Origin of the sequence: Streptomyces sp. BK239, from assembly GCF_004217285.1 — a bacterium.
Classification (GTDB): domain Bacteria; phylum Actinomycetota; class Actinomycetes; order Streptomycetales; family Streptomycetaceae; genus Streptomyces.
Map to the genome: position 1 here is coordinate 83,003 of NZ_SHKS01000008.1, position 23,669 is coordinate 106,671.

Genomic DNA, 23,669 nt, shown 5'->3' on the forward strand with positions numbered 1-23,669 from the left:
GGGCCTGACGCGTATTAGTGCAGCAGTCTAGTGCTGCGGCAAAGGTCGTCCTGCGCCTCTGCGGAAGGATCACCCGTCCGTGAATGGACGGGGTGGACAACACCGTCTCCTACGACGTTACCCGGGGTTCGCCGAAAGGGCCGGAGCGATCGGCTCCGGCCCCGGCGCTCAGGCTTACGCCTCCTCGTCGACCCAGCTCATCAGCTTGCGCAGCTGCTTGCCGGTGGTCTCCAGCAGGTGCTCGGAGTCCTGGGTCTTGTACTCGTCGTACTTCTTCAGGCCGCCGTGGTACTCGTCCATCCAGTTCTGGGCGAAGGTGCCGTCCTGGATCTCGGCGAGGACCTTCTTCATCTCGGCCTTGGTGGCGTCGGTGATGATGCGCGGGCCCGTGACGTAGTCGCCCCACTCGGCGGTCTCGGAGACGCTCCAGCGCATCTTCTCCAGGCCGCCCTCGTACATGAGGTCCACGATCAGCTTCAGCTCGTGCAGGCACTCGAAGTAGGCGATCTCCGGCTGGTAGCCGGCCTCGACCAGGGTCTCGAAGCCCGCCTTGACCAGGGCCGAGGTGCCGCCGCAGAGCACGGCCTGCTCACCGAACAGGTCGGTCTCGGTCTCCTCGGTGAAGGTCGTCTTGATGACGCCGGCGCGGGTGCCGCCGATCGCCTTGGCGTACGACAGGGCCAGGTCGAAGGCGTTGCCCGTGGCGTCCTGCTCGACGGCGGCGATCGCGGGGACGCCGCGGCCCTCCTCGTACTGGCGGCGGACGAGGTGGCCCGGGCCCTTGGGGGCGACCAGGGCGACGTCCACGCCGGCCGGGGGCTTGATGAAGCCGAAGCGGACGTTGAAGCCGTGGGCGAAGAACAGCGCGTCGCCGTCCTTCAGGTTCGGGGCGATGGACGCCTCGTAGACCTGGGCCTGGATCGGGTCCGGGATGAGGATCATGATGACGTCGGCCTCGGTGGCGGCCTCGGCGGGGGTCACCACGCGCAGGCCCTGCTCCTCGGCCTTCGCCTTGGACTTGGAGCCCTCGTGCAGACCGACCCGCACGTCGACACCCGAGTCACGGAGCGACAGGGCGTGGGCGTGGCCCTGGCTGCCGTAGCCGATGACCGCGACCTTGCGGCCCTGGATGATGGACAGGTCGGCGTCAGCGTCGTAGAACAGCTCGGCCACTTGGGTTCTCTCCTTGAATGCAGATGTTGCGTCCCACCGTATGACGGCGGGCGGAAGGGAAGTCTCGGGGTCTCGGTATACGGGCGGCCGGTGTCACCCGACCGCCCGTATCGGTCGTCAGGCCGACCGGTCGAGGGCGCGCAGCGATCGGTCGGTGATCGAACGGGCGCCACGGCCGATCGCGATCGTGCCCGACTGGACCAGTTCCTTGATGCCGTACGGTTCCAGCATCTTGAGCATGGCGGACAGCTTGTCGCTGCTCCCGGTGGCCTCGATGGTCACGGCCTCCGGGGAGACGTCCACGGTCTTGGCGCGGAAGAGCTGGACGATCTCGACGATCTGGGAGCGCGTCTCGTTGTCGGCGCGCACTTTCACCAGGACGAGTTCACGCTGAACCGCCTGCGAGGGGTCCAGCTCGACGATCTTCAGCACGTTGACGAGCTTGTTGAGCTGCTTGGTCACCTGCTCCAGCGGCAGGTCGTCGACGCTCACCACGATGGTGATGCGGGAGATGTCGGGGTGCTCGGTGACGCCGACCGCGAGCGAGTCGATGTTGAAGCCGCGGCGGGAGAACAGGGCGGCGATCCGGGCGAGGATGCCCGGGGTGTTCTCCACCAGGACGGAGAGCGTGTGCTTGGACATGTCTCTTGGGTCTTCCTCGCTCAGTCGTCTTCGTTGTCGCCGAAGTCGGGGCGGACGTCCCGGGCGGCCATGATCTCGTCGTTGGAGGTGCCTGCGGCGACCATCGGCCACACCATCGCGTCCTCGTGGACGATGAAGTCGACGACGACCGGGCGGTCGTTGACCGAGTTCGCCTCCTCGATGACCTTGTCGAGGTCGTCCGGGGACTCGCAGCGGATGGCGTAGCAGCCCATCGCCTCCGACAGCTTCACGAAGTCGGGGACGCGCGTGCCCCGGGCCTCCGGGTTGACGTCGCCCGGGCCGGAGTGCAACACCGTGTTGGAGTAGCGCTGGTTGTAGAACAGGGTCTGCCACTGGCGGACCATGCCGAGCGCGCCGTTGTTGATGACCGCGACCTTGATCGGGATGCCGTTCAGGGCGCAGGTGGTGAGTTCCTGGTTGGTCATCTGGAAGCAGCCGTCGCCGTCGATCGCCCAGACGGTCTTCGACGGGGCGCCCGCCTTGGCTCCCATCGCGGCCGGGACCGCGTAGCCCATCGTCCCCGCGCCGCCGGAGTTCAGCCAGGTGGCCGGCTTGTCGTACTGGATGAAGTGGGCGGCCCACATCTGGTGCTGGCCGACGCCGGCCGCGAAGACGGTGCCCTCCGGGGCGAGTTGACCGATGCGCTCGATGACCTGTTGCGGGGACAGCGAGCCGTCCGCGGGCTGGTCGTAGCCGAGGGGGTAGGTCTCGCGCCAGCGGGACAGGTCCTTCCACCAGGCGGTGTAGTCGCCCTTCTGGCCCTCGCCGTGCTCCTTCTGCACCGCCTGGATCAGGTCCGCGATGACCTCGCGCGCGTCCCCGACGATCGGCACGTCGGCTTCGCGGTTCTTGCCGATCTCCGCCGGGTCGATGTCCGCGTGGACGATCTTGGCGAACGGGGCGAAGCTGTCGAGCTTGCCGGTGACGCGGTCGTCGAAGCGGGCGCCGAGGGCGATGATCAGGTCGGCCTTCTGCAGGCCGGTGACGGCGGCCACCGAGCCGTGCATTCCGGGCATGCCCAGGTGCTGCGGGTGGCTGTCGGGGAACGCGCCCAGCGCCATCAGCGTGGTGGTGACGGGCGCGCCGGTCAGCTCGGCGAGGACCTTCAGCTCGGCGGTGGCGCCGGACTTCAGGACACCGCCGCCGACGTAGAGGATCGGCCGCTTGGCGGCGGTGATCAGCTTGGCGGCCTCGCGGATCTGCTTGGCGTGCGGCTTGGTGACGGGCCGGTAGCCGGGCAGGTCCATGGTGGGCGGCCACGAGAAGGTCGTCCGCGCCTGGAGGGCGTCCTTGGCGATGTCGACCAGGACGGGGCCCGGGCGGCCGGTGGAGGCGATGTGGAAGGCCTGCGCGATGACCCGCGGGATGTCCTCGGCCTTGGTGACCAGGAAGTTGTGCTTGGTGATCGGCATGGTGATGCCGACGATGTCCGCCTCCTGGAAGGCGTCGGTGCCGATCGCCTTGGAGGCGACCTGGCCGGTGATCGCGACCAGCGGCACGGAGTCCATGTGCGCGTCGGCGATGGGGGTGACCAGGTTGGTGGCGCCGGGGCCGGAGGTGGCCATGCAGACGCCGACCTTGCCGGTGGCCTGCGCGTAGCCGGTGGCCGCGTGGCCGGCGCCCTGCTCGTGACGGACCAGGACGTGGCGCACCCGGGTCGAGTCCATCAGCGGGTCGTAGGCGGGGAGGATCGCACCGCCGGGAATGCCGAATACCGTGTCGGCGCCGACCTCCTCGAGGGAGCGGATGAGGGACTGCGCGCCCGTCACGCTCTCGACGGAAGCGGAGTGTCCTCCGGATCGGGGCCGGGGCTGCGGGTGACTGGCCCCGGTGGCCTGCTCGGTCATCGGCATTCTCTTCTCGATGCTGAGGGTTTTTGCGTTGTTTGTGCGGTGTGCGAATGCTGCCTGTGCAACAAAAAACCCCTCGTGCCATAGGGCAAGCGAGGGGAGCGCGCCGGGTGGGGTCGCTGGGAGTTCCGGGTCCGTCCGGAGCGTCACCAGCTTCAGCCGACGCGCTTTCCAAGTACGAGAATTCGGGTGCGCATGGCACTGACCCTCCCCCCGGCGCGCACCGACTGTCAAGTGGGTGGGACATGGGTCTCATTATGTGAGCGTAGGGGCGTCCCGCCCAGGACGGCGGTGATGCCGCTGGTGTACGTCGCCGTCCCGCCGCCCGCGAACGCGGGTTCGACGGGTCCGTGCGGCACCGGGTAGTCGCCGCGGCCGAGGGCCCGGCGCAGCCGGTACTCGTCGAGCGGCCCGGAGAACGCCATTCCCTGCCCGTGCGTACAGCCCATCGCGCGCAGGGCGACGACCTGCTCGGGCAGGTCCACTCCCTCAGCCACGGACTGGAGTCCGAGGTCGCCCGCGATCCGCAGCAGCCCACTGGTGATCTTGTGCAGCCGCGCGGACTCGACGACGCCCTCCACCAGCCCGCGGTCGAGCTTGAGCACGTCGACGGGCAGCCGGCGCAGGGCCGTTATGGCCACGCAGCCGCCGAAGCCGTCCAGTGCGATCCGCACGCCGAGCCGGCGCAGGGCGCCCAGCCGGCGCTCCAGGTCGTCCAGCGGCACCCGGGAGTCGATGTCGGACAGCTCTATCACCAGTGACGCGGGCGGCAGTCCGTGCCGGGTCAGCAGTGCCTCGACGGAGCCCAATGGCATCGACCGGTCCAGCAGGCGACGGGCGCCCACCCGCACGACCACCGGGTGGTTCAGCCCGCCGGCGGCCCGGTCGGCGGCCTGGGCGACGGCCTCCTCCAGCGTCCAGCGGCCCAGTTCGGCGGTCTTGTCGCTGTCGTCGGCGTCCTGCGAGACCCGCAGGAACTCCGCCGGTGTGAACAGCACGCCCTGGGAGGACCGCCAGCGCGCCTGGGCGGCGACCGACGCGATCCGGCCGTCCTCCAGCCGCACCACCGGCTGGTGCAGCAGGGCGAACTCGCCGTCGTGCAGAGCGGCTCTCAGCCGCGTGGCCAGCTCCGCCTTGCGGACGACGTCCTGCTGCATCTGCGGCTTGTACAGCTCGACCCGGCCCTTGCCGCCCGCCTTGGCCCGGTACATCGCGAGGTCGGCGTTGCGCAGCAGTTCGCCGGCGCCGAGCCCGGTCTCGGCGAAGGCGACGCCGATGGACGCGGCCACCCTGACCTCGCTGCCGTCGATGAGGTAGGGCTGGGACAGCGTGACCCTCAGCCGGTCGGCGAGGTCCACGATGTGCCGCTCGCGCGCGGAGCGGTCGCGAGTGCCGTCCCCGACGATCAGCGCCGCGAACTCGTCGCCGCCGAGCCGGGAGGCGGTGTCGCCCTGGCGGACGGAGTCCTGGAGCCTGCGGGCGGCCTGGACGAGCAGTTCGTCCCCGGCCTGGTGGCCGATGGTGTCGTTGACGGCCTTGAAGCCGTCGAGATCGATGAAGAGGACGGCGGTGTTGCGCAGGGCGGTGCCCCGGTCGGAGCTGCGGCGGCCGGACAGCGCCTGCCGCACGCGCCGGGTGAACAGCGCCCGGTTGGGCAGGTCGGTGAGCGGGTCGTGCTCGGCGTTGTGCTGGAGCTGCGCCTGCAGACGCACGCGTTCGGTGACGTCCCTGCTGTTGAAGATCAGGCCGCCCTGATGGCGGTTGACGGTCGACTCGACGTTGAGCCAGCCTCCGTCGCCGGAGCGGAAGCGGCACTCGATACGGGTGGTGGGTTCGTCCTTGGGGCTGGCGGCGAGGAAGCGGCGCACCTCGTGCACCACGCAGCCCAGGTCCTCCGGGTGGATGAGGTGGGCCAGTTCGGTGCCCACCAGGTCCTCCGCGGACCGTCCGTAGACGCCGGCGGCGGCCGGGGAGACGTAGCGCAGGATGCCGCTGGGCGCGGCGATCATGATGACGTCGCTGGAGCCCTGCACCAGGGAGCGGAAGTAGTTCTCCTTCTGGGCCAGTTCCTGGGTGAGGGTGATGTTGTCGAGCAGCATGATGCCCTGGCGCACCACGAGGGCCAGCACGACGGTGCCGCCGGTCAGGAGGACCACGCGGTCGACGCTGCGGCCGTTGAGGACGTTGTAGAGGATGCCCAGGGTGCACACGGCGGCCGCGAGGTACGGCGTGAGGGCGGCGAGGGAGCCGGTGATGGGGCGGGTGGCCGGGTACCGGGCGTGCTCGCCGGGCGGTTGCGGCCGGGGGTCGCGCTGCGGGGGCGCGGCGACGACGGTGCGCCGGCCGGGCAGGTGCTCGTGCACCACACGCGTGTGCCCGTCCGCGCCGCGCCGGTGCTGCCGGTCCGCGGCCCAGGGGGCGTAGGCGAGCAGCAGCGAGCCCGCGAACCAGCCCGCGTCGAGGAGTTGGCCCGAGCGGTAGGAGTGGTGCAGGAGCGGTGAGGTGAACAGGGCGTCGCACATGACGGTCAGCGCGAGGGCGCCGACGGCGGTGTTGACCGCCGTGCGGTTGACCGGCGAGCGCCGGAAGTGGAGCACCAGCACCATGCTGACGAGGGCGATGTCGAGCAGCGGGTAGGCGAGGGACAGCGCGGCGTGGGCCACGCTGGGGCCGTCGAGCTGCGCCGCCTGGGCGAGCGCGAGGCTCCAGGAGAGCGTGAGCAGTGAGCCTGCGATCAGCCAGGCGTCGAGCACGAGGCAGACCCAGCCGGCCTTGGTGACGGGGCGGGCGGCCAGCACCAGCAATCCCACGATCGCGGGCGGCGCGAAGCACAGGAAGAACAGGTCGGCGTAGCTGGGACTGGGCACGGGCCGGTTCAGCACGACCTCGTACCAGCCCCAGACCAGGTTTCCGAGGGCGGCCATCGTCGAGGAGAGCCCGAACAGCAGCCAGGCGGGCCGAAAGCGGATGCGGCGGTTGCGCGCGTAGAGGAAGCAGGACACGGCCGCCGTCCCCGCCGCGGCGGCGAGGCCGAAGTCGCCCATGACCAGGGCGGTCCGGTCGGATCCCCAGCCGCACGCGGAGCCGACGGCGTATCCCGCGCACACCAGGGCCAGCACCAGTTGGCGGACCGCTCCCGGTCCATGGCCGCAGAACGGCGGCTCGGACGGCGACGCACCCGGCGCCGGGTGCGCGCGCGGCGCTCCGTCGAGGAGGGGGGTGGAGGTCGGCGGCGAACTCACCGTGGCCTCCCGGTCGGTGCCCGGTGACCGGCGGGGCCGCCGCGTCGTCGGCGCGTGGACGCGTGGCAGGGCCGTCGGCGGCCGCTCCACCGCGTCGGATCGTTCGTCCATTGGCCGTGCATCGCCCGTCGCCCCCCTCACGTCTGGAATGTTCGTCCCCGGCGCCGAACGGTGCGCGGCGCAGCCCCAGTCCGGACGATACACCAGTCTCGTCACTCAGGGACATAGTTCCTCTACGCTCAGTGACGACCAGCGGCGACGCGCGCACGTACCGCGTCCGCGGGACTGCGGAGGGTGCCCGAACCGGAGCGCCCGCGTGCCACGGCCGTCACGTCTCGTCCGTGACGCCCGTCGTGAGGATCACGTTGCGCAGCGGCTCCTGGTTCACGAATCGCCTCAACTGGTCCGTCAGCAGCCGTTCGGCGCGCGGCCGGAACGCGGACGTGGGGCCGCCGACGTGCGGGCTGATCAGAACGCCCGGCGCCCGCCACAGCGGGTGCCCCCGGGGCAGCGGCTCGGGGTCGGTGACGTCCAGGGCGGCGGTGAGCCGGCCGCTCTCCACCTCCGCGAGCAGGGCCTTCGTGTCGACGACCGCGCCGCGGGCCACGTTGACGAGGAGGGCGCCGTCCTTCATGCGGGCGAGGAAGTCGCCGTCCACGAGGCCGCGGGTGCTGTCGTTGAGGGGCGTCGAGAGGATCACGACGTCCGCTTCGGGGAGGAGGGCGGGCAGATCGGTGAAGGGGTGCACCGGGCCGCGCTCCGTGGTGCGCGCGGAGCGCGCGACGCGCGCCACCCGCGCCACCTCGAAGGGCACGAGCCGGTCCTCGATCGCCTCGCCGATGGCCCCGTAGCCGACGACGAGGACGCTCTTGTCGGCGAGCGCCGGATGGAAATCGCCGCGCCACACGCCCTGTTCCTGCGCGCGCACGAACTGCGGGATCCCGCGCAGCGAGGCCAGGGTCAGGGTGAGGGCGAGCTCCGCGGTGCTGGCCTCGTGCACCCCGCGCGCGTTGCACAGCCGCACCCCGGGCACGAGGTCGGACAGCCGGGCGGTGATGTCGTCGACGCCCGCGGTGAGGGTCTGCACGACCTGGAGGCGGCGCATCTCGCGGAGCGGGCGCACCTTGACCGGCTGACGCTTCATGTACGGCACCACGTACAGGACGCAGTCCGCGGGATCGCCGGGGAAGTCCTGGTCGCCTGCGTCGCCGCCGTCCCAGAAGAGGTAGCGGGGGCCTTCGGGGAGGCCCTCGATCTCGTCCGGCGGGAAGGGCAGCCAGACGTCGCGGGGTGTGTCCGTAGTCATGCTCAGGAGGCTATGTGAGGCACGCACGCGTGCAGAGGTTAGGTTGGTGGACCAGGACAGGGAGGGTCACGAGCAGGTGGAGCGCAGGACGATCGGCGCGGCGGCGCTCGCGGTGGGGGCCGTCGGACTCGGGTGCATGCCGATGAGCTGGGCTTACAGCGGGTCGCGTCAGCGGGGTGACGAGTCGCTGAGGGCATTGCACCGGGCACTGGATCTGGGCGCCTCCCTTCTGGACACGGCCGACATGTACGGCCCGTTCACCAACGAGCTGTTGGTGGGGCGGGTGTTGAAGGAGCGGCGCGCGGACGCGTTCGTGTCGACGAAGGTGGGGCTGCTGGTCGGCGAGCAGCACATCGTGGCCAACGGCCGTCCCGGCTACGTGAGAAGGGCCTGTGACGCCTCGCTGCGGCGGCTGCAGACGGACGTCATCGACCTCTACCAGCTGCACCGGGCCGACCCCGAGGTTCCGGTGGAGGAGACCTGGGGCGCGATGGCGGAGCTCGTACAGGCGGGCAAGGTACGGGCGTTGGGGTTGTGCGCGGTGGGCGCGCGGGGCGGCCGGCGGTCGGGCGGGCGGCTCTACGACGCGACGATCCGGCAGTTGCGGCGGGTGCAGCAGGTCTTCCCGGTGAGCGCGGTGGAGGCGGAGCTGTCGGTGTGGTCGCCGGAGGCGCTGGAGGCGCTGCTGCCGTGGTGCGAGGCGCGGGGGGTGGGCTTCCTCGCGGCGATGCCGCTGGGCAACGGCTTCCTCACCGGGACGCTGACCCCGGGGCAGGGCTTCGAGCCGGACGACATGCGGGCCCGGCACCCCCGGTTCACCGCCGAGATGATGGCCGCGAACCAGCCGATCGTCGCCGGGCTGCGGCGGGTGGCCGCGCGGCACGGCGACACGGTGACGGCGGCGCAGGTGGCGCTGGCGTGGGTGCTGGCCCAGGGCCGGAACGTGATCCCGGTGCCGGGGACCAAGCAGGAGCGCTGGGTCACGCAGAACGCCGCGGCGTGCGGGCTGCGGCTGACCGTGCGCGACCTGGCGGAGGTGTCGGCGTTGCCGGCGGCGCGGGTGTCTTGGGAGTGAGGGACGCTCCGCTGGTGGTGCCGGGAAGCCTGTGTTGCCGCACCGGGGAGGGTACGCCCGGGTCGGTGCCTGGCTTCTTGCGCGGCGCCGTCGTGGCTTGGCGCGCAGTTCCCCGCGCCCCTTGAGTGGGCTGCCCTGGCCGGGGGTGAGTGGCCTGGTCGGTAGGTGTGTTCGGGTGCGGCGGCGTCGTGGCTTGGCGCGCAGTTCCCCGCGCCCCTTCCCGGTGCTGCCCCGCCGTCGCTGACATGGCCGGGTCGGTGCCTGGCTTCTTGCGCGGCGCCCTCGTGGCTTGGCGCGCAGTTCCCCGCGCCCCTTGCGTGGGCTGCCCTGGCCTGGGGTGAGTGGCCTGGTCGGTAGGTGTGTTCGGGTGCGGCGCCGTCGTGGCTTGGCGCGCAGTTCCCCGCGCCCCTTCCCGGTGCTGCCCCGCCGTCGCTGACATGGCCGGGTCGGTGCCTGGCTTCTTGCGCGGCGGCGTCGTGGCTTGGCGCGCAGTTCCCCGCGCCCCTTGCGTGGGCTGCCCTGGACGGGGCGGTTGTTCTGCGTTGGGATTTGGGGATCGGGAACTCTGACGGGGTGGGCGGTGTATGACAAGGGGAAGGTAGCCGTGAGCGTTGTGGCGAAGGGACCAAGAGCGTGCAGCGTCGAGCAGTGAGGGCCGTGGCGGCCGCGAGTGCGCTTCTGTTGGCGGCCGGCTGCTCATCCGACGGTGGAGGGCCGGCCGGTGGTGCGGCGAAGCCGTCCGCCGCGCCCACGTCCGCCGCGTCCTCGCCCGCGCGGTCTCCCGCCGAGGCGGCCCCGCCCGCCAAGGGCGCCGTCACGGTGGTGCGCACGGTGGCCGAGGGGCTGAACAGCCCCTGGGGTCTCGCCCCGCTCCCGGAGGGCGGCCTGCTGGTCGCCTCGCGGGACGAGGGGACGATCACCCGGGTCGACGCGGCGACGGGGAAGAAGACCCTGCTGGGCGAGGTGCCGGGGGTCTCGGCGGCCGGCGAGGGCGGTCTGCTCGGCCTGGCCCTGTCCCCCGACTACGCCGCGGACCACATGGTCTACGCGTACTTCACCTCCGCCTCGGACAACCGCGTCGTACGCATGCTGTACGACGCTCGGCGGCCCGCCGGGGAGCAGTTGGGCGCGCCCGACACGGTGTTCAAGGGCATACCCAAGGGCATGATCCACAACGGCGGCCGGATCGCCTTCGGCCCGGACCGGATGCTCTACGCGGGCACGGGCGAGACCGGCGACGTGGGACTGGCCCAGAACAAGGAGTCGCTGGGCGGCAAGATCCTGCGGCTGACCCCGGAGGGCGAGCCGGCCCCGGGCAACCCGTTCCCCGACTCCCCCGTGTACTCGTACGGGCACCGCAATGTGCAGGGCCTCGCCTGGGACTCCAGGCAGCGCCTGTTCGCGGCGGAGTTCGGCCAGAAGACGTGGGACGAGCTGAACGCGATCACGCCGGGCGGCGACTACGGCTGGCCCGAGGTCGAGGGCAGGTCGGACGACCCGGCGTACCGCAACCCCCTCGCCCAGTGGAGCACCGACCAGGCTTCCCCCAGCGGCATCGCCTACGCCAAGGGCTCGATCTGGATGGCGGGCCTGCGTGGGAAGCGGCTGTGGCGCATCCCGCTGAAGGGCACGCAGGCGTCGGCGGACCCCCAGGCCTTCCTGGAGGGCGAGTACGGCCGGCTGCGCACGGTGGTCGCGGCGGGCGGCGACAGGCTCTGGGTCACCACCAGCAACACGGACGGCCGGGGCGCGCCCAAGGGGGGCGACGACCGAATACTGGAACTCCGGGTGAGCTGAGCGCCCCGAGGGGCACCGCGCCGCTCACGCCCCCGCCTCCGGCTCCCCTTCGCCCCGGTCCGCCGGCGGACGGACGACGACTTTGCCGGAGGACAGGTCTATCGGCCCGTGACCGGGGTCGGTGTCGCCGACGTCCTCCCGGGTCAGCTCCAGGCGGTTCTGCTCGTCGCGGGTGTGCTTGCGGCCGGGCGCGAAGAGCTCCTCGAACATGTTGAACACAACGCCTCCACAGCCGGGTCCTGCCAGCGTACGCCTCAGGACGTCGCGGGCGTCTCGGCCGGGAAGAGCCCCAGCCGGTGCGCCGTCGCCGCCGCCTCGCCGCGGCCGGAGACGCCGAGCTTGGCCAGGATGTTGGAGACGTGGACGCTCGCCGTCTTGGGTGAGATGAACAGCTCCTGCGCGATCTGCCGGTTGGTGCGGCCGGCGGAGACCAGACGCAGGACGTCGCGTTCGCGGTCGGTGAGGCCGAGGGCGCGGACGGGGTCGTCCGGTGCGCCGGCCGTTCGCGCGGCCAGGGCGAGGCGGGCGCGCTGGGCGAGCCGGGCGACCGCGTCCGCGAGCGGGCGGGCGCCGAGGTGGCCGGCCACGGCGTGGGCGAGGCGGAGCAGTTCGGCGGCGCGCTCGCGTTCGTCGTCGCCGCCGGCGGCCAGGAGCGCCTCGGCCAGGCGGTACCGGGTGCGGGCGAGGTCGTAGGGGCGCTCCAGGGCCTCGAAGGCGGTGACCGTCGCGCACCAGTCCCCGGGCACGGCACAGCCCTCGGCGCGCAGGAGTTCCACGGACAGCCAGTGTGCGTGGGCCTGCCAGACGGGGACGATGGCGGGGAGCTGCTTGGCCGCCTCGCGGATGCGGTCGAGGACCGCGGCGCGGCCCTCCTCGGCGGCGGGCCGGGTGCGGGCGTCGCCCTCGACGGCGGCGGCGGTGATCAGCAGGGGCCAGGCGTAACGCTGGGCGCCGGGCGGGAAGCCCCGGTCGAGGACGCGGGTGAGGTGGTCGCGGGCGTCTTGCAGGCGGCCGTCGGCCGCGGCGAGGGAGACGGCGAGGCGGGCGAGGGGGATCTCGTGTTGGGGTGAGTGGTCCTGGGCGCCGAAGTAGCCTCGAGCCGCCTCCAGTTGGCGTTCTGTCTCGGTGAGGTCACCGCGGCAGAGGGCGAGTTCGGCGGACAGGGCGGCATGGAAGCCCTTCATGGCGACGCCGAGGCCGATGCGGCCGGCGACGGCGCAGGCGCGCTCGGCTTCGTCCCAACGCCCCAGGGAGATCAGGGATTCCGCCCGGTTGGCCTGGATCCAGGCCTCACTCTCGGCCAGTTGGCGGCCTCGGGCGAAGGCCACGCCCTCCTCGATGATGGGCAGGGCCTCGTGGGAGCGGCCGACGGCCTCCAGTTCGTTGGGCAGGTTGACGTAGGCGTTCAGGGCGACGGAGGGGACGTCCTCGGCGAGCGCGCGCTCCTTGACCTCGTACAGCTCGGTGAGACCGTCCTCGACGTGGCCGGCGTCGACCATGAGGACGCCGAGGATCTGGCGGGCGTTGAGCTCGACCTCGCGGGCGCCGACCATCCGGGCGTACTCCACGGCGTGCTCGCCCGCCGAGTAGGCGTCGGGGCCCGGGGCGTGCAGCAGCGACCAGTTGGCCATGTGGGTGAGCACCTCGGCGTGCACCTCGCTGGGCGGCAGGCCGCGGATCAGGTCCTGGGCGGTGGCCAGTTCCTCGCGTCCGCTGCCCCGGCCGAGGAAGCGGACCAGCCGGGAGCGCTGCACCCAGAACCAGGCGGCGCGCAGCGGGTCGTCGGCGTCCTCCAGGAGGCGCAGCGCCCGCTTGGTGATCTTCAATGCCCGTTCGCGTTCCCCGCAGAGGCGTCCCGCGACGGCCGCCTCGGCCAGGAGGTCGAGGTAGCACAGCGGCTCGGTGGCGGAGCCGCCGTCGCGGGACGGGGGGACCTCGATGTAGTCGGCGGGGCGCAGCCGGGCGCGGACCTCCTCGGGCACGGTCTCCCACAGTTCCATCGCCCGTTCCAGCAGCCGCAGTTGCTCGCTGTAGGCGTGCCGGGAGCGGGCGGCGACGGAGGCGTCGAGGACGGCGGGCAGGGCCCTGGCCGGGTCGTGGGCGTGGTACCAGTAGCTGGCCAGCCGCATGACGCGCTCGTCGGCGGGGACGAGTGTGGGGTCGGCCTGGAGGGCTTCGGCGTAGCGGCGGTTGAGGCGGGAGCGTTCGCCGGGGAGCAGGTCGTCGCTGACGGCCTCGCGGACGAGGGAGTGGCGGAAGCGGTAGCCGTCCCCGGCGGGTGTGGCGAGCAGGAGGTTGGCGCCGACGGCGGCCCGCAGCGCCTCGATGAGGTCGTCCTCGGTGAGCCGGGCGACGGCGGCGAGCAGCCGGTGCTCGACGGTGGAGCCGCCCTCGGCCACGATCCGGGCGACGCTCTGGGCGCTCTCGGACAGCGCTTCGACGCGGACGAGCAGCAGGTCGCGCAGGGAGTCGGTGAGTCCGGTGCGGCAGCCCTCGTGGGCGGCGACGGCGAGTTCCTCGACGAAGAAGGCGTTGCCGTCGGAGCGTTCGAAGATGTCGTCGACCTGGGCCGGGTCGGGTTCCTGGGCGAGGATGCCGGCGACCTGCCGGCCGACCTCCTCGCGGGTGAGGCGGGCGAGTTCGAGGCGGCGGACGGTGCGCAGCCGGTCGAGTTCGGCGAGCAGGGGGCGCAGCGGGTGGCGGCGGTGGATGTCGTCGGAGCGGTAGGTGGCGAGGACGACGAGGCGTCCGGTGCGCAGGGTGCGCAGGAGGTAGGCGAGGAGGTGGCGGGTGGAGGCGTCGGCCCAGTGCAGGTCTTCCAGGGCGACGACGACGGTGCGGTCGGCGGCGACGCGTTCCAGGAGGCGGGCGGTGAGTTCGAAGAGGCGGGCCATGCCCTCCTCGTCGTGCCGGCCACCCGTGGCCTCACCCAACTCGGGGAGCAGGCGGGCGAGTTCGCCTTCCTGGCCGGCCGCCGCGGCGGCCAGTTCCGCGGGCAGTGCCCGGCGCAGGGCGCGCAGGGCGGTGGAGAAGGGCGCGAAGGGCAGCCCGTCGGCGCCGATCTCGACGCAGCCGCCGAGGGCGACGACGGCGGCGGGGCGGTGGTCGCCGGTGCGGCCGGCCGTGGCGGCCGTGGCGGCCGTGGCGGCCGTGGCGGCCGTGGCGGCCGTGGCGGCCGTGCGGGCGAACTCCTCGACGAGCCGGGTCTTGCCCACCCCGGCCTCGCCGCCGATGAGAAGTGCCTGTGGTTCTCCCGCGGCGGCGCGGGAGAGGGCGTCGTTCAGGACGCCCAACTCCTCGGCTCGGCCTACGAAGACGGGACTGACGCACCTGGTATCCACGGGGGCGAGCATCGCACAGCGGCGTGGAACCGCCCCAGTGGTCGTCGTCACGGCGGTGGTCGTCGTCACGGCGGTGCGGGAAGCGCGGCCGGCGCTCACGCCGTCCGGGTGGACCGGAGCCGGCGCGGGCGGCCGTCGCGGGGCGCGCCGTTGTCGGCGCAGACGCGTTCGGCGGCCTCGCGGCGGGCGGCGCGGCGGGCGCGGACGGCCTCGCGGGCGAGCCGCTCGTCGTCGGCCCGCCGGATCAGTTCGGCGGCCCGGACCTGCTGGTGGGTGTACTCGAACACGGTGTCCCCCTGGATGCCGGTGGTCGGGGCTGCTGTCGCGGCGCCGTCCGCCGCGATGCCTCCACCTTCCTGGGCCGGGGTGGTCCGTCACATCGGGAGGGTTCCGCATCTTCGGGCCGCTCGGGAGGCCTCAGACGCGCGTAAGGGGCCTCAGACACGCGTAAGGGGCCTCAGAGCGGCCGTAAGGTGCTTACGGCCGGGCCTGAGGCCCCTTGTCGTCGCTCGGTGCGTCCGGTGAGCCGGGCGCGGCGCTCAGCTCGCGGACGGCAGTCCGAACAGGATGCCGGTGTACTTCAGGACGGCCAGCAGCAGGCCGATCACGCCGACCGTGACGCCCGCCCAGGCGACCGACTTGATCCACGGCGCCTGCGGCCTGCCGGGCGCGCCGAACGCGGGCCGGGCGAGCACGACGAAGCCGGTGACGAGCGCGGCCAGCGCGAACACGCCGGCCCACAGGGCGGTGGCCTGCCAGGCGTCGCCGTAGACGGCCTGGATCTGCTGGGCCACGCCGGCGCGCGAGGAGGTCTCCAGCTGGCCGATGAGGGTCTGACGGGCGGCGGCGACGGTACCGAGCCAGCCGCCGTTCAGGGACGCCAGGCCGAGCACGACCGACACCACCGCACCGGCGCCCTGGCCGACCCCGGAGGGTCCGGCGGCCGGGGCGCGGCCCGCCTGTGCGGTCGGTTCGCCGTCGGTGTCGTCCGCCGCGTGGGGCGTGTTCTCGGCGACCTCGGCCGTCGTCTCGCGGCCCGGGCCGTCGGCCTTCTTCTCGGCGGCTTCGGCGCCCGTCGTGACGCCGTTCTCGTCTTCAGTCCTGGTTGCCATGTCCCGCACCGTACGGACGCTGTCTGAGAGGTTTCTTAACGTCCGCTGTGAGCGCCACGCGCGCGTGCGGCGCGCCATTCGGGGGCCAGCACGGACCAGGTCTCGAGGTCGTGCCGCACCCCGTGATGGGGGTAGGCCTCCCGCCGTACGCCGTCCCTGGTCATCCCCAGCCGGCGGGCCACGTTCAGACTGGGCTCGTTCCCCGCGGAGGCGACCCATTCGACGCGGTGGACGCCGCGCTGCTCGACGGCGAAGTCGATCAGCACCCGCATGGCGCGGGTGACCAGTCCCCGCCCGGTGCCCGCGGGCTCCAGCCAGCAGCCGACCTCGCAGTTTCCCTGCTCGGCGTCGAAGTTCAGGAACAGCACGCCGCCGACGAGCCGGCCGTCCAGCCACAGGCCGTGCAGGGAGGCGGTGTCCGCGGCGCGCATGTCGGCGTACCGCTGGAGCAGCTCGCGGGCGGTGTCCACGTCGGTGGCCTTCGCGCCGAAGGGCACGAACCGGTTGATGAACTCGCGGCCGCGTTCCAGGTGGGCGAGGAACTCCTCGGCGTGCCAGGGCTCCAGTGGGCGCAGTTCCGCTCCGTCGTCGCCCAGCGATATCGCGTACATCCTGCTGCCGCTCCTCCCGTGAGACCGTCCCGACCTCGGTGAGCCTCTCACGGACGGTTCTCGTGGCCGGGCCGTCAGTCGGACTGGTCGCCGACGGCCATGATCATCACTCCGGCGATGAGCAGCCACAGTGCGCGTCGGGTGCGGCCGCGGGAGCCGAGGAGCGCGGCGAGCGCGCAGACGGCGGCGCCGAGGGCGTACGCGGCGGGGACGAGCGCGGGGGCGGGGCCGGTCAGCCGCAGGAGCGACGCCGCGAGGCCGGCCAGGGTGAGCAGGGCGCCGGTGCCGGTCGCCGTCCAGCGGGCGCGCCGGGCGTCCTCGACGCCGTACTCCTCGTCCTCGTCGACGGCCGTACCGCCCTGGACGTCGCCTTGCCTGCCGGAGTCGGGTCGTGCACTCATGCCGCGCGAGCGTAGCGCCTTCTACGGCGGGGCAGGTCAGGGGGGTCGCCGAAGCCGGGACGCGCGAAGGGGGACGCGCCGAGTCGGCGTGTCCCCCTTCGAAACCCCGTGGGCCGGGTCAGGCGTCGGTGACGCCGAGCTGCTGCAGGATCAGCTCCTTGACCCGGGCCGCGTCGGCCTGACCCCGGGTGGCCTTCATGACCGCGCCGACCAGCGCGCCGGCCGCGGCCACCTTGCCGCCGCGGATCTTGTCCGCGATGCCCGGGTTGCCGGCGATGGCCTCCTCGACGGCGGCGGTGAGCGCGCCCTCGTCGGAGACGACCTTCAGGCCGCGCTTGTCGACGACCTCGTCCGGCGTGCCCTCGCCCGCGAGGACGCCCTCGATGACCTGACGGGCCAGCTTGTCGTTCAGGTCGCCCTTCGCGACGAGTTCGGCGACCCGGGCGACCTGCGCCGGGGTGATCGCCAGCTCGTCGAGCGCCTTGCCCGACTCGTTGGCGCTGCGCGCGAGTTCACCCATCCACCACTTGCGGGCGGAGGCCGCGTCGGCGCCGGCGTCGATCGTGGCGACGATCAGGTCCAGAGCACCGGCGTTGGTGATCGACTGCATGTCGGTGGCGGAGATGCCCCACTCGGCGAGCAGCCGGTTGCGGCGGGCCAGCGGCAGCTCGGGCAGCGCGGAGCGGATCTCCTCGACCCACTCGCGGGACGGGGCGACGGGGACGAGGTCGGGCTCCGGGAAGTACCGGTAGTCCTCGGCCTCCTCCTTCACCCGGCCCGAGGTCGTCGACCCGGTGTCCTCGTGGAAGTGGCGGGTCTCCTGGACGATCGAGCCGCCGGAGGAGAGCACGGCCGCGTGCCGCTGGATCTCGAAGCGCGCCGCACGCTCCACCGACCGGAGCGAGTTCACGTTCTTCGTCTCGGAGCGCGTGCCGAACTTCTCCGTGCCGTTCGGGCGCAGCGACAGGTTGACGTCGCAGCGCATCTGGCCCATCTCCATCCGGGCCTCGGAGACACCGAGCGCCCGGATGACCTCGCGCAGCTCACGCACGTAGGCCCGCGCCACCTCGGGGGCACGCTCGCCCGCGCCCTCGATCGGCTTGGTGACGATCTCGATGAGCGGGATGCCGGCGCGGTTGTAGTCCAGCAGCGAGTGCGAGGCGCCGTGGATGCGGCCGGTGGCGCCGCCGACGTGCGTCGACTTGCCGGTGTCCTCCTCCATGTGGGCGCGCTCGATCTCCACGCGGAAGGTCTCGCCGTCCTCCAGCTGCACGTCGAGGTAGCCGTCGAAGGCGATCGGCTCGTCGTACTGGGAGGTCTGGAAGTTCTTCGGCATGTCCGGATAGAAGTAGTTCTTCCGGGCGAAGCGGCACCACTCGGCGATCTCGCAGTTCAGCGCGAGACCGATCTTGATCGCGGACTCGACGCCGGTCGCGTTGACGACCGGCAGCGCGCCGGGCAGGCCGAGACAGACCGGGCAGGTCTGGGTGTTCGGGGCGGCGCCGAGCGAGGTCGAGCAGCCGCAGAACATCTTGGTGCGGGTGCCGAGTTCGACATGGACCTCGAGGCCCATGACGGGGTCGTACGACGCCAGCGCGTCCTCGTACGACACCAGGTCGGTCGTGGTGGTCACGGTGAACTTTCCCTCTCAGCCCAGCAGGACGTCGTCGTCGCCCAGCCGCTTCAGCTCGCGGTACAGGACGGCGAGGCCGGTGACGATGGCGGCGGCGGACACGGTGGCGTCGATCACGACCAGGAGGTCGTTCTCGGCGCGGGCCTTCCGGAGCCGCTTGGCGACGCCGAGCGCGCCGAACGCGGTGCCGGCCATGGACAGGTACAGACCGGACTTGGACTTGTTGAAGCTCTTGGCCTTGGTCAGTGCGCTCACAGCGACGGAGCCTCCTCGAGAAGCGGGTGCCCCCACCTTTCCACGAAGGCGGCCTCGACGGCGGCGCCGACCTTGTACAGCCGGTCGTCCTTCAGGGCCGGGGCGATGATCTGCAGGCCGACGGGGAGGCCGTCCTCCGGCGCGAGGCCGCAGGGCAGCGACATGGCCGCGTTGCCCGCCAGGTTGGTGGGGATGGTGCACAGGTCGGCGAGGTACATCGCCATCGGGTCGTCGGCACGCTCTCCGATCGCGAAGGCGGTGGTCGGCGTCGTCGGGGAGACGATCACGTCGACCTGCTCGAAGGCCTTCTCGAAGTCGCGGGTGATGAGCGTGCGGACCTTCTGCGCGGAGCCGTAGTAGGCGTCGTAGTAGCCCGAGCTCAGCGCGTACGTGCCGAGCATGATGCGGCGCTTGACCTCGGGGCCGAAGCCCGCCTCACGGGTGAGGGAGGTGACCTCCTCGGCCGAGTGGTCGCCGTCGTCGCCGGTCCGCAGGCCGTAGCGCAGGCCGTCGAAGCGGGCGAGGTTGGAGGAGCACTCGGACGGCGCGATCAGGTAGTACGCCGACAGGGCCAGGTCGAAGGACGGGCAGTCCAGCTCGACGATCTCGGCGCCGAGCTCCTTCAGCAGCGCGACCGACTCGTCGAACCGCTGGATGACGCCGGCCTGGTAGCCCTCGCCGCGGAACTGCTTGACCACGCCGACGCGCATGCCGGCGACGCTGCCGTTGCGGGCGGCCTCGACGACCGGCGGGACCGGGGCGTCGATGGAGGTGGAGTCGAGCGGATCGTGCCCGGCGATGACCTCGTGCAGCAGGGCCGCGTCCAGGACCGTACGGGCGCAGGGGCCGCCCTGGTCGAGGGAGCTGGAGAAGGCGACCATGCCGTAACGGGACACCGCGCCGTACGTCGGCTTCACGCCGACCGTGCCGGTGACGGCGGCGGGCTGGCGGATGGAGCCGCCGGTGTCGGTGCCGATGGCGAGCGGGGCCTCGAAGGAGGCGAGCGCGGCGGAGGAACCGCCGCCGGAGCCGCCGGGGATCTTGGTGAGGTCCCAGGGGTTGCCGGTCGGGCCGTAGGCGCTGTTCTCCGTGCTCGACCCCATGGCGAACTCGTCCATGTTGGTCTTGCCGAGGATGACGACGTCGGCGGCCTTCAGCCGCCGGGTGAGCGTCGCGTCGTACGGCGGGATCCAGCCTTCGAGGATCTTCGAGCCGACGGTCGTCGGGATGCCCTCGGTGGTGAAGATGTCCTTGAGCGCGAGGGGGACGCCGGCCAGCGGGCCGAGCTTCTCGCCGCGCTCCCGCTTCTCGTCGACGGCGCGGGCCTGCGCGAGGGCGCCCTCGCGGTCGACGTGCAGGAAGGCGTGCACCTTCTCGTCGACGGCCTCGATCCGGGCCAGGTGGGCCTCGGTGACCTGCACGGCCGTGAGTTCGCCGGAGGCGATCTTCGCGGCGATCTCGGCGGCCGTGAGCTTGATGATGTCCGTCATGGCTGTTAGTCCTCCCCCAGGATCTGCGGCACCTTGAAACGCTGCTGCTCCTGGGCCGGGGCGCCGGAGAGCGCCTGCTCGGGGGTGAGCGACGGACGGACCTCGTCCACGCGCATGACGTTCGTCAGCGGGAGCGGGTGCGAGGTCGGCGGTACGTCTTGGTCGGCGACCTCGCTGACGCGGGCCACCGCGCCGATGATGTCGTCCAGCTGTCCCGCGAAGTGGTCGAGCTCTTCGGGCTTCAGCTCCAGACGCGCCAGCCGGGCGAGGTGGGCGACCTCCTCGCGCGTGATGCCAGGCATGCAGCGTTCCTCTGGGGTGAGTGCGTGTGGTGTGGGGCCAATCCTAGGGTGCGGCGGCCCGTGACCGTGAAACGGTTTCGCGCGGGCGCCCCGCTCAGACCAGGAACAGCAGGGCGGCGCTGATCAGTACGACGACCGCGGTGGCGAAGTGGATGCCGAACGCGGTGGCCTTCGAGCCGCCGTGCCGCAGCACGATCAGCGTGTCCGCGAGCGGCACCACCGCCACGCAGAGCATGAACCAGGCCTCGGGGCGCGCTCCCGCGAAGACCAGCAGCGCCAGGCCGACGAGGCCGAGTGCGCCGTCCCTGAGGCCCTTGACGGTGAGGAAGGCGCCCGCGTCGCCGGAAGGGTCGGCCGGGACGCCGTAGCCGGCGGCGGCGGACGCGGGCCGGAACAGGAAGCAGTAGCCGAGGTACAGGCAGAACAGGTCGAGCACGACGGCGAGGGTGTACGCGGCGACGGTCATGTCTGTCTTCTCCTTGCTAGCGGCGCTAGGGATGAGAGTGAAGCTAGCAGAGCGTCGACAGGTTGGCTAGCGCTGCTAGAATCAGAAGCATGTCGATTCAGACGCGCCGGGAGCGCGAACGAGCGGAGCGCGAGCAGTTGATCGTCACGGCCGCGCGGGAACTGGCGGAGGCCGAGGGCTGGGAGGCGGTGACGACCCGCCGGCTGGCCGCCGAGATCGAGTACAGCCAGCCGGTCCTCTACAGCCACTTCAAGGGCAAGGACGCCATCATGGCGGCGGTCGCGGTCCAGGGCTGCGCGGACCTGGCCGTCGAACTACGAGCGGCGCGTACGGCCGCCGACGGCGCCCGGGCCGCCCTGACGGCGGTGGGCGAGGCGTACACCGCGTTCGCCCGGCGCCGGCCCGCCCTCTACGACGCCATCTTCACGCTCACCGTGGACCTGCCGTTCGCGACGCCGGAGGCCCCGGCAGCGCTTCAGGAGGCGTTCGGTGAACTGCTGCAGACCGTGCAGCCGATCGCGGCCGACGGGGACGACCTCGGCGCCCTCGCGGAGACGTACTGGGCGTGCCTGCACGGGCTGGTCACGCTGATGCGCAGCGGCCGTCTGCCCGAGCACGCCCATGAGACGCGGCTGGCCCTGCTGATCGGTCACTTCTCGGCGCGGGCGGACTGACGGGACCGGCGCGGGAACGTCACTCGGCGGCGGGGAGGGCGGCCCGTGGCCGCTGCCAGCCCCGGGAGCCTCGGGCCAGGAGCCAGGCCGTGGCCTCCTGCGGGGGCATCGCCGCCGCGACCAGCCACCCCTGTACGGCGTCGCAGCCGAGGTCGCGCAACCGCTCCCACGTCTCGTCGTCCTCGACGCCCTCCGCGACGACGAGCAGGCCCAGCGAATGAGCTAGGTCGACCGTGCAGCGGACGATCTCGGCGTCCTGCGTGTCGACGGCCAGCCGGGCCACGAACGAACGGTCGATCTTGAGCTCGCTGACCGGCAGCCGGCGCAGATGGACCAGCGAGGAGTACCCGGTGCCGAAGTCGTCCAGCGACATCTTCACGCCGTGCGCGGTCAGCCCGTTCAGGGTGTCGGCGGCGCGCTGCGGATCCTCCAGCAGCACATGCTCGGTGATCTCGAGCTGGAGCGAACCCGCGGGCACCCCGTGCCGGGCCAGCCGCGCCGCGACGGAGCCGGCGAAGCCGGGGGTGTGCACGTCGCGCGGGGAGACGTTGACCGCGACCGGCACGTCCAGCCCCTGGGAGCGCCACTCGGCGACCTGCCCGAGCGCCGTCTCCAGCACGTACTCGGTGAGGTGCGGCATCAGCCCGGAGGACTCCGCGATCGCTATGAACTCGTCCGGCGGCACCTTCCCCCGCTCCGGGTGCACCCACCGCACCAGCGCCTCCAGGCCCGCGACCTGCCCGTCGAAGCGGACCTTGGGCTGGTAGTGCAGTTGCACCTCGTGCGCGTCGAGCGCGCGCCGCAGATCTCCCAGCAGGCCCAGTCGGTCGGGGGTGTTGGAGTCACGCTTGGACTCGTAGACCTCGACGCCCGTACGGTCCCGCTTGGCCTGGTACATCGCCACGTCGGCCCGCCGCAGCAGCCCCTCCGCGTCGAGGGCGTGGTCGGGGAAGACGGCGACTCCGGCGCTGGCCTCCAGCACGAGGGTGAGCCCGTCGAGGTCGAGCGGGGAGCTGAGGGCGGAGACGAGTCCGCGGGCGACCCGGGTCGCGGAGGTCGTGGAGTCGGCCACGGGCAGTAAGACGGCGAACTCGTCCCCGCCGAGCCGGGCGACCTCGGCCCCCCGGGGCAGCGCGAGCCGCAGCCGGTCGGCGATCTGCAGGAGCAGCCGGTCCCCGGCCAGATGACCGAGGGTGTCGTTCACCGAGCGGAACCGGTCCAGGTCGATCAGCATCAGCGCGGCCCGGGCGCCGATGCGTTCGGCGTCGTCCAGGGCGGTCCAGATGCGTTCCCCGAGCCACTGGCGGTTGGGCAGCCCGGTCAGCGGGTCGCGCAACTGCTCCTCGGCCCGGGCGCGGGCCATCCACAGGGTGGAGTCGAGGGCGGTGAGCGGGATGGCGAACAGAGGCAGCAGGACCGGCTTCGCCATGGCCACCACACACACCAGCGGGGCTATGCCGAGCAACGCGACCGCGACCAGCCCCTGGCGGACCAGGGCCGTGCGGGCGACGGTGGGCAGACCGCCCGAGCGCGGCGCGTTCAGGTACCACAGCAGGACGCGGGTGACCGAGAGATAGGCGACGGCGACCAGCGCCACCTGCGGCGCGGTGTACAGGGTCCAGGTGTCGGGAGCCCAGGGGCGCTCGACGGACGGCACCCGCCCGCAGGCCGCCAGCAGCAGGGCGGCGCAGCCGATGCCGAGGATGTCGACCGCGCCGTGCAGGACGCCCTGTCGCCAGCGGTGGCGCCGGGCCACGCCGACGAGGACGACGACGGTGAGGCTGACCAGTCCGGCGGGCAGCCAGCCGTAGAGCAGCAGGACGGCGAGGGTGAGGGCGGCGCCCGATCCGGTGCCGCCCCACCAGCGCGCCCGGCCGAGCATGACCAGATGGCCGACGACTACGCCGGCCAGCAGGGCCAGCGACCAGCCGGCCGCGCCGGACGGGAAGAGGGCGTGATGGCCGGTGAAGGCGCGGTAGAAGCCGGCGCCGAGGGCGAGTGCGGCGGCCGAGACGATCACCATGGGCAGAACCGGCCAGGGCGGCCGGTGCTCGGCCCCGTCGCCGGGGGGCCGGGGCGCGGACCCGGCCGGCGGTGCGGCGGAGGCGCAGGAGGCCATGGAGCCGTGCGGTGTCCCGGTGCGCGCCCGCTGGCTCTCGGGCGGCGCTGTCCACGCCACCCACCGGCTGCCCCACCAGACGCCGGCGGCCCGGCGCCGGCGCAGCCCTGAGTCGGGGGCGGCGCTCTCGGTCGGTTCCATTCCCGTCCCTCTCACAGC

20 protein-coding genes are annotated in these 23,669 nt (G+C 72.5%); 3 read left to right on the plus strand and 17 right to left on the minus strand.

The genetic code is table 11. The annotated features are described in order from the left end of the window. Positions 1–174: 174 nt before the first annotated feature. From ilvC to EV567_RS23320, 5 genes are all read right to left on the minus strand, one after another. Positions 175–1,173: a ketol-acid reductoisomerase gene (gene ilvC, locus EV567_RS23300; protein WP_130443244.1), complete on the minus strand. Its 999-nt coding sequence runs from the start codon at positions 1,171–1,173 to the stop codon at positions 175–177. 117 nt (positions 1,174–1,290) lie between these two features. Further along, positions 1,291–1,815 (minus strand): acetolactate synthase small subunit, encoded by a 525-nt coding sequence (ilvN, locus tag EV567_RS23305; protein WP_130443246.1) that lies wholly within the window; start codon positions 1,813–1,815, stop codon positions 1,291–1,293. A gap of 20 nt (positions 1,816–1,835) precedes the next feature. Beyond that, complete coding sequence (locus EV567_RS23310) at positions 1,836–3,683, minus strand: acetolactate synthase large subunit (RefSeq protein ID WP_207228841.1); 1,848 nt, start codon at positions 3,681–3,683, stop codon at positions 1,836–1,838. 233 nt (positions 3,684–3,916) lie between these two features. Further along, complete coding sequence (locus tag EV567_RS23315) at positions 3,917–6,928, minus strand: bifunctional diguanylate cyclase/phosphodiesterase (protein WP_165430473.1); 3,012 nt, start codon at positions 6,926–6,928, stop codon at positions 3,917–3,919. Positions 6,929–7,256: 328 nt separating this feature from the next. Further along, positions 7,257–8,234, minus strand: coding sequence for a 2-hydroxyacid dehydrogenase (locus EV567_RS23320; protein ID WP_130443252.1), 978 nt, complete (start codon positions 8,232–8,234; stop codon positions 7,257–7,259). A gap of 76 nt (positions 8,235–8,310) precedes the next feature. Between EV567_RS23320 and EV567_RS23325 the strand changes: the two genes are divergently transcribed. Continuing rightward, positions 8,311–9,309, plus strand: coding sequence for an aldo/keto reductase (locus EV567_RS23325; protein WP_130443514.1), 999 nt, complete (start codon positions 8,311–8,313; stop codon positions 9,307–9,309). Between the two features lie 633 nt (positions 9,310–9,942). Beyond that, on the plus strand, positions 9,943–11,106 hold the full coding sequence (locus tag EV567_RS23330) for a sorbosone dehydrogenase family protein (protein WP_130443254.1): 1,164 nt from the start codon (positions 9,943–9,945) through the stop codon (positions 11,104–11,106). 24 nt (positions 11,107–11,130) lie between these two features. Here the strand turns inward: EV567_RS23330 and EV567_RS23335 are convergent, their stop codons facing one another. From EV567_RS23335 to EV567_RS23385, 11 genes are all read right to left on the minus strand, one after another. Beyond that, positions 11,131–11,325 (minus strand): DUF6191 domain-containing protein, encoded by a 195-nt coding sequence (locus EV567_RS23335; protein WP_130443256.1) that lies wholly within the window; start codon positions 11,323–11,325, stop codon positions 11,131–11,133. A gap of 35 nt (positions 11,326–11,360) precedes the next feature. Further along, on the minus strand, positions 11,361–14,459 hold the full coding sequence (locus tag EV567_RS28425; protein WP_130443516.1) for a helix-turn-helix transcriptional regulator: 3,099 nt from the start codon (positions 14,457–14,459) through the stop codon (positions 11,361–11,363). 83 nt (positions 14,460–14,542) lie between these two features. Further along, positions 14,543–14,734, minus strand: a complete 192-nt coding sequence (locus EV567_RS23345; protein WP_130443258.1) for a hypothetical protein — start codon at positions 14,732–14,734, stop codon at positions 14,543–14,545. 252 nt (positions 14,735–14,986) lie between these two features. Next, positions 14,987–15,559 carry a hypothetical protein gene (locus tag EV567_RS23350; protein ID WP_130443260.1) on the minus strand — a complete coding sequence of 191 codons (573 nt, stop codon included), beginning with the start codon at positions 15,557–15,559 and terminating at the stop codon, positions 14,987–14,989. Positions 15,560–15,594: 35 nt separating this feature from the next. Next, positions 15,595–16,170, minus strand: coding sequence for a GNAT family N-acetyltransferase (locus EV567_RS23355; RefSeq protein WP_130443262.1), 576 nt, complete (start codon positions 16,168–16,170; stop codon positions 15,595–15,597). Positions 16,171–16,244: 74 nt separating this feature from the next. Further along, positions 16,245–16,571, minus strand: a complete 327-nt coding sequence (locus EV567_RS23360; RefSeq protein ID WP_130443264.1) for a hypothetical protein — start codon at positions 16,569–16,571, stop codon at positions 16,245–16,247. A gap of 118 nt (positions 16,572–16,689) precedes the next feature. Beyond that, a complete protein-coding gene (gene gatB, locus EV567_RS23365; protein WP_130443266.1) occupies positions 16,690–18,204 on the minus strand; it encodes an Asp-tRNA(Asn)/Glu-tRNA(Gln) amidotransferase subunit GatB in 1,515 nt (504 codons plus the stop codon). A gap of 15 nt (positions 18,205–18,219) precedes the next feature. After that, on the minus strand, positions 18,220–18,459 hold the full coding sequence (locus EV567_RS23370) for a hypothetical protein (protein WP_130443268.1): 240 nt from the start codon (positions 18,457–18,459) through the stop codon (positions 18,220–18,222). Then, the gene (gene gatA / locus EV567_RS23375; protein ID WP_130443270.1) at positions 18,456–19,949 is read right to left on the minus strand and encodes an Asp-tRNA(Asn)/Glu-tRNA(Gln) amidotransferase subunit GatA; all 1,494 of its coding nucleotides are present in this window, start codon (positions 19,947–19,949) and stop codon (positions 18,456–18,458) included. Before gatA ends, EV567_RS23370 begins: the two co-directional genes overlap by 4 nt. Positions 19,950–19,954: 5 nt before the next feature. Continuing rightward, a complete protein-coding gene (gene gatC / locus EV567_RS23380; RefSeq protein WP_095936815.1) occupies positions 19,955–20,251 on the minus strand; it encodes an Asp-tRNA(Asn)/Glu-tRNA(Gln) amidotransferase subunit GatC in 297 nt (98 codons plus the stop codon). Between the two features lie 94 nt (positions 20,252–20,345). Beyond that, positions 20,346–20,717, minus strand: coding sequence for a DUF4267 domain-containing protein (locus EV567_RS23385; RefSeq protein WP_130443272.1), 372 nt, complete (start codon positions 20,715–20,717; stop codon positions 20,346–20,348). Positions 20,718–20,806: 89 nt separating this feature from the next. Here EV567_RS23385 and EV567_RS23390 point away from each other — a divergent pair, with 89 nt between their 5' ends. Further along, the gene (locus tag EV567_RS23390; RefSeq protein WP_130443274.1) at positions 20,807–21,391 is read left to right on the plus strand and encodes a TetR/AcrR family transcriptional regulator; all 585 of its coding nucleotides are present in this window, start codon (positions 20,807–20,809) and stop codon (positions 21,389–21,391) included. Between the two features lie 19 nt (positions 21,392–21,410). On the opposite strand, the gene EV567_RS23395 is transcribed toward EV567_RS23390, so the two are convergent. Next, positions 21,411–23,651, minus strand: coding sequence for a bifunctional diguanylate cyclase/phosphodiesterase (locus EV567_RS23395; protein WP_130443276.1), 2,241 nt, complete (start codon positions 23,649–23,651; stop codon positions 21,411–21,413). Positions 23,652–23,669 lie beyond the last annotated feature (18 nt).